The sequence below is a fragment of the Thermococcus eurythermalis genome (assembly GCF_000769655.1).
Classification (GTDB): Archaea; Methanobacteriota_B; Thermococci; order Thermococcales; family Thermococcaceae; genus Thermococcus; species Thermococcus eurythermalis.
Genome location: NZ_CP008887.1, coordinates 2,013,851 through 2,022,795 on the forward strand (window position 1 = coordinate 2,013,851; position 8,945 = coordinate 2,022,795).

Here is an 8,945-nt window from a genome sequence, read left to right on the forward strand (position 1 = left end):
GTTTTTAACGGGCCACTTTTAACCTTTCCCGTGGTGGAGATGGAGGAGCGAGAGAAGAAGCTGGTCGAATACGGCATCGAAGCCCTGATTGTAGCGTGGCTTGGCTACCTGTTCCTCTACCAGAACTACCTGCTCCACAAGTGGCACAGGGGGCTCCCACTGCCAGAGAAGTGGCCCTTTGCCCTGGGGGGAATCGCAATGGGGCTGGCTTTTCTGCTCTACGAGATGTGGAAGCTTGAGAAGAAGTCACCGACGGAGAACACTGAGGAAGTACTCTCCCCCGAGCTCGAGGCCTGAGAAGTCCTCCTCACCGACGTCAAGCAGGGGCTTATTAACCTCGACTATCGCGCTTCCACCCGAGCTCTCGTGCTCGAGGTTTTTAACCACGTCGTTCTCGACGGTTATCCTGAACTCCTCGCCCTCTCCACGTCCCGCGAGGGAAAAACTCCCGTTTCCAAGGCTGAAGCGGAGGTATCTGAGGAGGTGGGGGAGATCCTCAGAGGCCAAGTCCCGCACGTAGAACTCCCCCTTCCCCGTTGGAAGGATTTTTCCAACGATTCTCCGGTAGCTCTCAGAGAAGCGGCAGATGGACAGCCCAAACCCCTTTGCAAGCTCCTCAAGCTTCCGGCCGAGAAAGCGCTCGACGAGGTCGGCAGAGGCCCTTGACACAAGCCTGCCCTCCCCAGCAGAGATCGAGAGGATGAGGAGTCCCTTCGTGCCCTTCATTATGTAGGTGGCAGTCGAATCGGCGAAGGCAATGTTCATCTTTCCCCGGAACTCAAAGCTGAACAGCCGTTTTCTCAGGTGTATCCTGACATCGAAGGGTTCTTCCCCCGAAATCTCCGCCTCGAATGGCAGTGACAAGAAGAGCTCCCCCGATCGTGATACAACCCACTTCACGGCTTCCCAGTCCGCTGAGAAGGGCATCTCTGCCACTCTTGATTCCATCGCTGGACACCTTTGGGCGTCCGCTACCTGTAGAATATCCAAAATCCATTTTTAAAGTTGGCGGAAGAAAAGAGGTGAAAATCAGAGCTTGAGCTCCGGAATCTCTTCAAGAACCTTGACGGTCAGCTTGACCGCGGCATCGACGTCGCGCTCGTCAACGACCTCCGTGTTGGAGTGAATGTAGCGCGCCGGGATGCTTATTCCTCCGCTTGGGACGCCGGCCTTGTTGAGGTGTATGGCTCCTGCGTCCGTTCCTCCACCGGTAAGGATGTCCCACTGGTACGGAATCTCGTGCTTCTTGGCAAGCTCCTCCATCCACCTAACTATGGTCGGGTGGCAGATGACGGAGCGGTCCATTATCTTAATCGCGACGCCCTTTCCGAGCTGGGTTATCTGCTTGTGCTCCGGCGTTCCCGGAACGTCGGCGGCGATGGTAACGTCGAGGGCGAAGCCATAGTCGGGGTCAATGCCGAACGCTGAAACCTTTGCACCGCGGAGGCCGACCTCCTCCTGAACGGTCGCGACGAAGTAGACATCTGCGTCAGTCTCGGCCAACTGTCTCGCGGCCTCGACGAGGATGTAAACCGCTATCCTGTCGTCGTGGGCTATGCTGACGAGCCTGTGCTTTCCGAGCCTCTCAAGCCTTCCGTCCCAGGTGATGACGGTGCCTATCTTTACGCCCATCTCCTCGGCCTCTTCCTTGCTCTCGGCGCCTATGTCTATGAATACCTGCTCCCAGGTTGGAGCCTTGCTCCTCTCCTCTGGCTTCTGGATGTGTGGCGGGACGCTTCCACCGACACCGTAGATGAACTCGTTCGGGCCGACCCAGACCTTGAAGCGCTGGGCGATGAGCGTCCTCGGGTCAACACCTCCAACGGGCGCAACGCGGAGGAAGCCGTTCTTCTCGATGTGGGTCACCATGAGGCCAATCTGGTCCATGTGCCCCGCGAGCATGACCTTCGGGCCCTTACCCTTCTTGTGTGCTATAACGTTGCCGAGCTTGTCAACCTTAATCTCGTCGACGTAGGGCTTGAAAGCCTCGATTACAACGTCCCTGACGCCGAGGAACTCGTAGCCGGAAACACCAGGGGCCTCAACAATCTTCTTGAGCAGTTCAAAGTCCACCATCACAACCACCTCTTTCGTTAAGATTTTCATCTAAATGCTCATGGCTGGAATATTTAAGGTTTTAGGTCTCCTCCCAAAGGTTTTTAGCCTTCAGGGGACCGTTCCCATTATGGAGCTGCTTAAGCTTAACGTAGTCCCCTGCAGGTTCATAGAGAGGCTCAACCGCTTCGTGGCGCTGGTGGAAGTGGGCGGTGATGTTAGAAAGGCGCTAGTTACCAACACGGGACGGCTGGAGGAATTTATGATTCCTGGAAGGAAGGCCTTCTGCACGCCTAAGAACGGTGGGAAGACCGATTTCGTTCTTGTAGCCTTTGAAGACCTCAACGGAAAGGGAGCAATAATAGACACCCGAACCCAGGCAAGGGCGTTTGAGAGGGCCGTTGAGCTGAACCTTGTACCTTGGCTGAGAGACTGCAGGATAAAGAGGAAGGAAGTCCGCGTTGGGAACTCACGCCTCGACTACCTCCTTGAGTGCCCGAGCGGTGAAATCTACGCAGAGATGAAGAGCGCCGTCCTGCGCGGTGGGGATAAGGGCGAATACGCAATGTATCCAGACTGCCCGAGCGTCAGGGGACAGAGGCACATAAGGGAGCTCATCGAACTGGCCCGCTCCGGAAAGAGGGCAATGATATTCTTCATCGGCGCTATGCCGGGCGTTGAGAAGTTCAGCCCCTACGAGAAGGGAGACCCGGAGATAGCGCGCCTCCTGGCTGAAGCCAGAAAAACGGGTGTTGAAGTGCACGCGCTGAGCATCTCACTCCTGCCGGACGGCAGGGTGATTCTTGAGAGGCCGAGCCTTGAGGTCAAGCTTAGAGAGGATTTTTAAAGGCCTTGCCGTATTTCCAGAGGGGTAACGACCCCGTGAGGTGATGGGAATGGCCATAGTTGACGTTAGGATTCTTGTGGAAGGAGCGAGCGACGTTGAAGTTGTAAGCAAAGCCCTCCAAGGTTTGGCCTTGGGAAGCGAGTACAACATAACGATTTCCGCGATAATTCCGACAACCAACGTGGAGATAGCCAAGAGCGCCGCGGCCGGTGCAGACCTGCTCATCATAGCCACCGACGCCGACCGCGTTGGAAGGGAGCTGGCCGAGAGGCTCTTCAACGAGCTCGGCGAAATGGTCGGGCACATCGAGAGGATGAAGCTCCCCCTGGGCCACGACCTAGAGCACGTTGATGTCGAGCTCGTCAGGAAGGAGCTCAAGAACACCCTCGTCAGGGCAGGACTGAAGAGCCTGCAGGTTCTCCCTGAGTACATGGAGCTCAGAAAACAGCTCCTTGACGTGAAGGGGAAGTACGACCAGCTTGCGAACGAGTATGAGAGCCTTTACAAGGAGCACGAAGAGCTCAGGAAGAAGTACGAGGAGCTCCACTCCGAATACACCAGGATTAGGAACGAGAACGAGGGGCTGAAGGAGCTCCTCGGCAAGAAGAGCAAGCCCGTCAAGATCGAGGACGCCTGGACCAACCTGTTCCCGGCTGAGCCCGTCCCGGACGAGAGGGTTCTCGCAATAGCGGTTGAAAAGCTCGGCCTTGCCGGAAAAGTGGTCGTCGGCCAGGGATACGTCTTCGCAGAGGAGCAGGAGCTCGTGGAGGAGCTCATGAAGACCGTTTACCTAAGCCTCGCCATAAAAGAGGACATAGAGTCAAAGGCCGAAAACCCCGCCAATACTGGAGAGCAGAAAAAAGAAGGTGAAAAACCCGAATCCGGGGAAGACTTTGAAATCATAGACGCCGGATTAAAGCCAGACGAACTGCTCTAAGGGCTGAGCGATGAGCACCGAAGTCCTTGAAGAGTTCGAGACATACCTCGACCTGGAGGGCAAGAGCCCGAACACGGTTAGGATGTACTCCTACTACGTCAGGCGATACCTTGAGTGGGGTGGAGCCATCAACGCGCGCTCCGCCCTCCGCTTCTTGGCAAGGCTGAGGCGCGAGGGATACTCAAACAGGAGCCTGAACCTCGTCGTCCAGGCTTTGAGGGCCTACTTCCGCTTTGAGGGATACGATGATGAAGCCGAAAAGCTCAAGCCCCCAAAAGTGCCGAGGAGCCTGCCGAAGGCCCTAACCCGCGAGGAAGTCAAGCGACTGCTCTCCGTTATCCCGCCGACCCGGAAGAGGGACAGGCTCATCGTTCTCCTCCTCTACGGCGCAGGCCTCCGAGTCAGCGAGCTCTGCAACCTGAAGAAAGGAGATATAGACCTCGACAGGGGCATCATCGTCGTCCGCGGTGGAAAGGGAGCAAAGGACAGAGTCGTGCCCATTCCCGAGTTTCTGGCTAAGGAAATCCGCTCGTACCTCGAAACGCGCTCCGATTCGAGCGAGTACCTCCTCGTCGAGGAGCGGAGAAAGAACAAAGACCGGCTCTCACCAAAGACCGTCTGGTACCTACTGAGGAAATATGGGGAAAAAGCCGGGGTGGAGGTCACACCGCATAAGCTACGTCACAGCTTCGCAACGCACATGCTCGAGCGCGGGGTGGACATAAGGGCAATTCAGGAGCTGCTGGGACACTCAAACCTCTCAACGACGCAGATTTACACAAAAGTTACAGTCGAACACCTCAAGAAGGCGCAGGAGAAGGCAAGGCTCATGGAAGGGCTGGTGGAGTGAGTCCCAGCAGGAACTTCCAGAGGGGAACAACGTTTATCCTAAGGTTATCCCTTTCAATGGTTTCTTCTTCATCGAGAGTCACCACTGTGAGGTTCTTACAGCCGAGGTTCCTGCCTGCCTCGGTAAGGGAGGATAGCTCTCTTTCTTCGGCATCACTGAGGCTTAGGGTTACCTGAATAAGCTCCACGACTTTCCCTGATTCTGACACAACGAAATCAACTTCTTTTTCACCGGAGCCACCGTAGTAGCAGATGTTGAGGAGCGGGTTCTGGTAGTGCTTTCTTCTAAGAAGTTCAAGAAAGACGGCATTTTCCATATCTCGCGCAGGGTCTTTTCTTGAAAAGAGGGCAAAGCCGGTGTCAATAAGGTATACCTTTTTGGGGGCCCTGATAGATTCCTTTTCGGAACGGGCAAACTTCGGAAGGAAGAAGACAAAGAAAGAGTCTTCAAGTGCCCTGAGGTATTCAAGGGCGGTTGTTTTAGATGTCCCGAACTCCGACTGGAGGAAGCGGTGGATTGAGCTGTAGGAAGTGTATTTCGCGTAGTTCGATAGCAGAAGCTTAACAAGGGCCTCAATTAGGGCCACGTTCCGTATTCCGTGCCGCTCTACAACATCCTTTGTTATCATCACAGAGAAGTACTCTTCAAGGATTCTGACCTTATCGTCGAGCAAAACTACCTCAGGAAAGGCGCCGTACCGCAGATACTCCCCCAAGAGCTCCTTTATCCTGTGAACCTTTCTGCCATAGACGTCGTGCCGTTTAAGCTCAACTCCCTTAAACTGGAGGAACTCCCGGAACGAGAGCGGAAGGAGAGTGTAGGAAATTCCACGCCCCCTTAGCTGGGTGGCAACCTCCCTTGAGAGGAGCTTGGAAGAAGAGCCGGTAACGGCAACCATGAATCCCTCATCAAGGAGATACCGCACGCCTATCTCCCAGTCAGGGACGTTCTGAATTTCGTCGAGAAGGAAGAAGACTTCTTTTCCAACGTTCTCTGGATAGAGGTCAAAGTAAGCATCTACAACCCCTGGGAAGTCTCTGCCGGTTATCCCGAACAGAAGGGGATTCTCGAAGTTTAGGTACACATAGCGTTCCCGCTCTTCGCCGACCAGCGAATAGAGGAGATAAGTTTTCCCCGAGCGCCTAGGGCCAATTATTACCGTAGCTTTCCCAGGGTTCAAGGAAACCTCCCGCTCCCGCTTCAAAACTTCCGGAAGGTCTCTCTCATGAAAGAGGCGAATATAGCGTTTAACGTCATCAGACCGCATGGTACACTATACCGTACCAACCTTTAAAAATGTTTGGTACACTATACCGTACCAATTGGCAGGTCAAAATAAAAAAGATTCGAGTGTTCAAAGCGCCCCCTTCCTCCTGAGAAGGGCAAGGTAGCTCGTGAACGCTCCCGTTGAGATGGTATCTCCCAGCCCCACGGTCGAGACCGGGTTGCTGACGAGCCTCGTGGGGATTATCACGACCTTGTACTCCCTTGTCCTCAGGCGCCTCTTGGCCTCCTCAAAGCGGAGCTTGACGTACTCGCCGCGCTCGTTGTAGGGGACGCTCAGGCCGACCTTGAAGTCCTCCGGCGAGCGAATGTCTCCGAGAGATGCCCTCGCAGCGGCTAGGGTTGTTCCGAGCTCAAGGCTCTGCCTCAGCTCCTCCTCGCTCAGCGGGTTGTCCGCGTGGGTGATGTACATGAGGTAGTAAATCGTGTGGATTTGAAGCACTTCAAGGTTCATCTCGTCTATGAGGATTTTTCCACCCATGACGGTGTCCTCGATGCGGTTGTAGGTGAATATCCTCTCGGCGAGCTTGGAGTAGCCGAGGGCGTTAAGGACGTAGGCTATCTCGGACTCGTCCATGCCGACGCTGTCCACGAGCGGGAAGAGGTTGTAGATGACCTTCTTTCTGAGCTCGCGGTTCTGTATTGAAGCGAACTCAAGGTGCACCTTGACGTCCTTCTCACGCTTGAGGAGCATTATGTCCTTCTTGGCCTCGCGGAAGTAGTAGTTCGCGTCCTTTCCGTCGGAATAGCGGGGCCTTATGCCCTGGTAGCCGGAGAGGATTGCACCGTCAACCCCCAGGCCAATCTCAGGCAAAAACGGCTTGAGCTCTGGCTCGGTGTAAATCCTTATGCTCTCGAAGCGGGCCGATACGATGAAACGGCCCGAGTAAGGGACGGTAATCGTCTCGTTGCCCAGTTTAAAGGTCGTCCCGGCGCGGAACTCGAAGATGCGGTTCACCTTAATCGGGTCGTTCTCGCGGTAGGCCTCGCGGGGGTGCTTCAGAACGAGCTTCCCGTCCTCGACGACGGGGTAGAACAGATTAGGCTTGTTCACAAACATCTCGGCCTGCCTCTTGGCGAGGTGAGGAGTGTAAACGATTACCTTCCTGAAGTCGAGGTTGGCAAGGAGGTTGGCTATTATTCCCGCCTGGCCGCCCATCCTCTCCACATCGTACTTGAAGTGGGAGTCGAACCAGGCCTGGAGCTCTTCGTTCACAAGCGGGACGGCCATCGGCTTGCCGGTCTTGAGGGCGTGAACGAGCCTCGCGACGAAGTCCAGCGGCTCGTTTATCTCCCTCGGGTACTCTTCCATTCTCCTCTTGACTGCATCAGCCCCGAACTCGTCAATGAGCCTCTGGACTATCTCGCCGTTGAGATAGACTATCGCGTCAACGTTCGTGTTGTAAGCTGTGAAGATTGACAGCTCCCTTGCCTCGTCGAGAAGCCCTATCATAATGTATCACCCTCCGTGAGTAAAAGAGTCGAAATCTTAAAAGGGTTTCGTCCCGGAGCAAAAACAAAGAGCAGGGAAAAACGAGTCAGTACTCTGTGAAGAGTCTCCCAAGGCCAGGAATGCGCTCCATAACGTCCATTTCCCGGAGGGCAAGCCACAGAGAAGCCTGGTTGCTCGTGACAACGGGGACACCGAGGTCGTTTTCGAGGGCCTCGATGATTTCAAAAGTCCTCCAGTTGGTGCAGCTGATGAAAATCGCCTCCGCTTCGTCCATGAAGCTCGCCTTGGCGAGGCGGTAGGCGGAATATGGCTCAAGTTTGCCTATGTCCTGGTTGTCCTCAATGCCGAGGCCCCTGATGTCGAGAACCGTGAAGTCGTTGGCCTCGAGGAACTCCTTCTCCCTCACGTTAATCTCGTCGGTGTAGGGGGTTATGACTATTATCTCCCTTGCATCGAGCATCTTGAGGGCCTCTATCACGGCGGTGCTGGTGCTTATTACCGGGACGTTCACTTCCTCCTCTATCTCCATCTCAAGCTTTTTCTCGTAGTCCTTTCCGCCGATCAGCGAGCCGCTCGTGCACCCGTAGAGAATCAGCTCGACACCGGCATCGCGGAGGAGCTTGGCCCCCTCAACGGCCAGTGTGTTCATCTTTACAAGCTCCTCTTCCGTGACGTTCTTCAGCGAAATCCTCGTTGTGTGGAGCGAAACGCCCTCGGGCAGGTAATCGTGAAGCTCCATCTCCATCGTCGTGTTTGAGGAGGGAACTATAAGGCCGAGCCTTCCTCTCCATCCGTACATGGTTTCACCCTTAGAGGTTTCTATTTGGGCTCTATTAAACCTTTGGTTTGGGAAAGGATTAACAAATAACCCATGTGAAGAGATTAAGGGGTGAAAACATGGAGCTTGATGATGCCATCATGAAGAGGAGTTCCGTGCGCTACTTTTTGGAGAAGCCCATACCGGAGGAAGACATCAAAAAGCTCATCGAGGCCGCTATAAGGGCCCCGACCGCGAGCGGGCTTGAGAACTGGAAGTTCGTGGTCTTCGTGAGCGAAGACGCGAGGGAAAAGATATACGACCTGATAGGAGAGGGCATGGTTCAGTACTACCGCGCCGTGAACCTTCCGGAAGACAAGATAGAGAAGCTCAAGAAGCGCATCTACGAGATGGGTATGTACAAGGCACCGGTTTACATAGCCGTTTTCATTGACAAACGCATCCGCTTCCTCAAGGGGGCGGAGTACGACGAGCCTGAGTTCATCTGGAGCGTCGAGAGCGCCGCGATTGCCATTCAGAACCTCATGCTCAAGGCAGTTGAGCTCGGCCTTGGGACGGTCTACATAGGCGTCACGAACTTCAGGGGCATAGAGGAGAAGGTGCGTGAGCTTGCGGGCCTCGACAAGAACCACTACCTCGTTGGGGTCATTCCGGTGGGCTACCCCAGGGACGAGCCCAGGCCATCGAAAAGGAAGAAGGGCGTCGAGGACGTCACCAAGTTTATTTAATCCAAATTCAGTT

The 8,945-nt window shown here is 54.9% G+C and carries 10 protein-coding genes; 5 read left to right on the forward strand and 5 right to left on the reverse strand.

All coding sequences use genetic code 11. From position 1 onward, the window contains the following. Nucleotides 1–39 precede the first annotated feature (39 nt). Complete coding sequence (locus tag TEU_RS10805) at nucleotides 40–297, forward strand: hypothetical protein (RefSeq protein ID WP_050003988.1); 258 nt, start codon at nucleotides 40–42, stop codon at nucleotides 295–297. Here TEU_RS10805 and TEU_RS10810 read toward each other — a convergent pair. Together TEU_RS10810 and TEU_RS10815 are read right to left on the reverse strand one after the other, a co-directional pair. Then, nucleotides 247–948 (reverse strand): hypothetical protein, encoded by a 702-nt coding sequence (locus TEU_RS10810; RefSeq protein WP_050003786.1) that lies wholly within the window; start codon nucleotides 946–948, stop codon nucleotides 247–249. The genes TEU_RS10805 and TEU_RS10810 overlap by 51 nt on opposite strands. An 81-nt stretch (nucleotides 949–1,029) precedes the next feature. After that, nucleotides 1,030–2,076, reverse strand: a complete 1,047-nt coding sequence (locus tag TEU_RS10815) for a M42 family metallopeptidase (RefSeq protein WP_050003787.1) — start codon at nucleotides 2,074–2,076, stop codon at nucleotides 1,030–1,032. Between the two features lie 109 nt (nucleotides 2,077–2,185). On the opposite strand from TEU_RS10815, the gene sfsA reads away from it, so the two are divergent. From sfsA to xerA, 3 genes are read left to right on the forward strand one after another with little or no spacing between them, the layout of a single operon-like run. Beyond that, on the forward strand, nucleotides 2,186–2,902 hold the full coding sequence (gene sfsA, locus TEU_RS10820) for a DNA/RNA nuclease SfsA (protein WP_050003989.1): 717 nt from the start codon (nucleotides 2,186–2,188) through the stop codon (nucleotides 2,900–2,902). Between the two features lie 49 nt (nucleotides 2,903–2,951). Beyond that, nucleotides 2,952–3,839, forward strand: coding sequence for a toprim domain-containing protein (locus TEU_RS10825; protein ID WP_050003788.1), 888 nt, complete (start codon nucleotides 2,952–2,954; stop codon nucleotides 3,837–3,839). Nucleotides 3,840–3,849: 10 nt separating this feature from the next. Continuing rightward, nucleotides 3,850–4,689: a site-specific tyrosine recombinase/integron integrase gene (xerA, locus tag TEU_RS10830; RefSeq protein WP_050003789.1), complete on the forward strand. Its 840-nt coding sequence runs from the start codon at nucleotides 3,850–3,852 to the stop codon at nucleotides 4,687–4,689. On the opposite strand, the gene TEU_RS10835 is transcribed toward xerA, so the two are convergent. From TEU_RS10835 to TEU_RS10845, 3 genes are all read right to left on the reverse strand, one after another. Next, nucleotides 4,667–5,956 carry an ATP-binding protein gene (locus TEU_RS10835; RefSeq protein ID WP_050003790.1) on the reverse strand — a complete coding sequence of 430 codons (1,290 nt, stop codon included), beginning with the start codon at nucleotides 5,954–5,956 and terminating at the stop codon, nucleotides 4,667–4,669. The genes xerA and TEU_RS10835 overlap by 23 nt on opposite strands. An 87-nt stretch (nucleotides 5,957–6,043) precedes the next feature. Next, on the reverse strand, nucleotides 6,044–7,426 hold the full coding sequence (gene pfkC / locus TEU_RS10840) for an ADP-specific phosphofructokinase (protein WP_050003791.1): 1,383 nt from the start codon (nucleotides 7,424–7,426) through the stop codon (nucleotides 6,044–6,046). An 85-nt stretch (nucleotides 7,427–7,511) separates the two neighbouring features. Then, on the reverse strand, nucleotides 7,512–8,225 hold the full coding sequence (locus tag TEU_RS10845) for a maleate cis-trans isomerase family protein (RefSeq protein ID WP_050003792.1): 714 nt from the start codon (nucleotides 8,223–8,225) through the stop codon (nucleotides 7,512–7,514). 98 nt (nucleotides 8,226–8,323) lie between these two features. Here TEU_RS10845 and TEU_RS10850 point away from each other — a divergent pair, with 98 nt between their 5' ends. After that, nucleotides 8,324–8,932 (forward strand): nitroreductase family protein, encoded by a 609-nt coding sequence (locus TEU_RS10850; protein ID WP_050003793.1) that lies wholly within the window; start codon nucleotides 8,324–8,326, stop codon nucleotides 8,930–8,932. The last annotated feature ends 13 nt before the right edge of the window (nucleotides 8,933–8,945 follow it).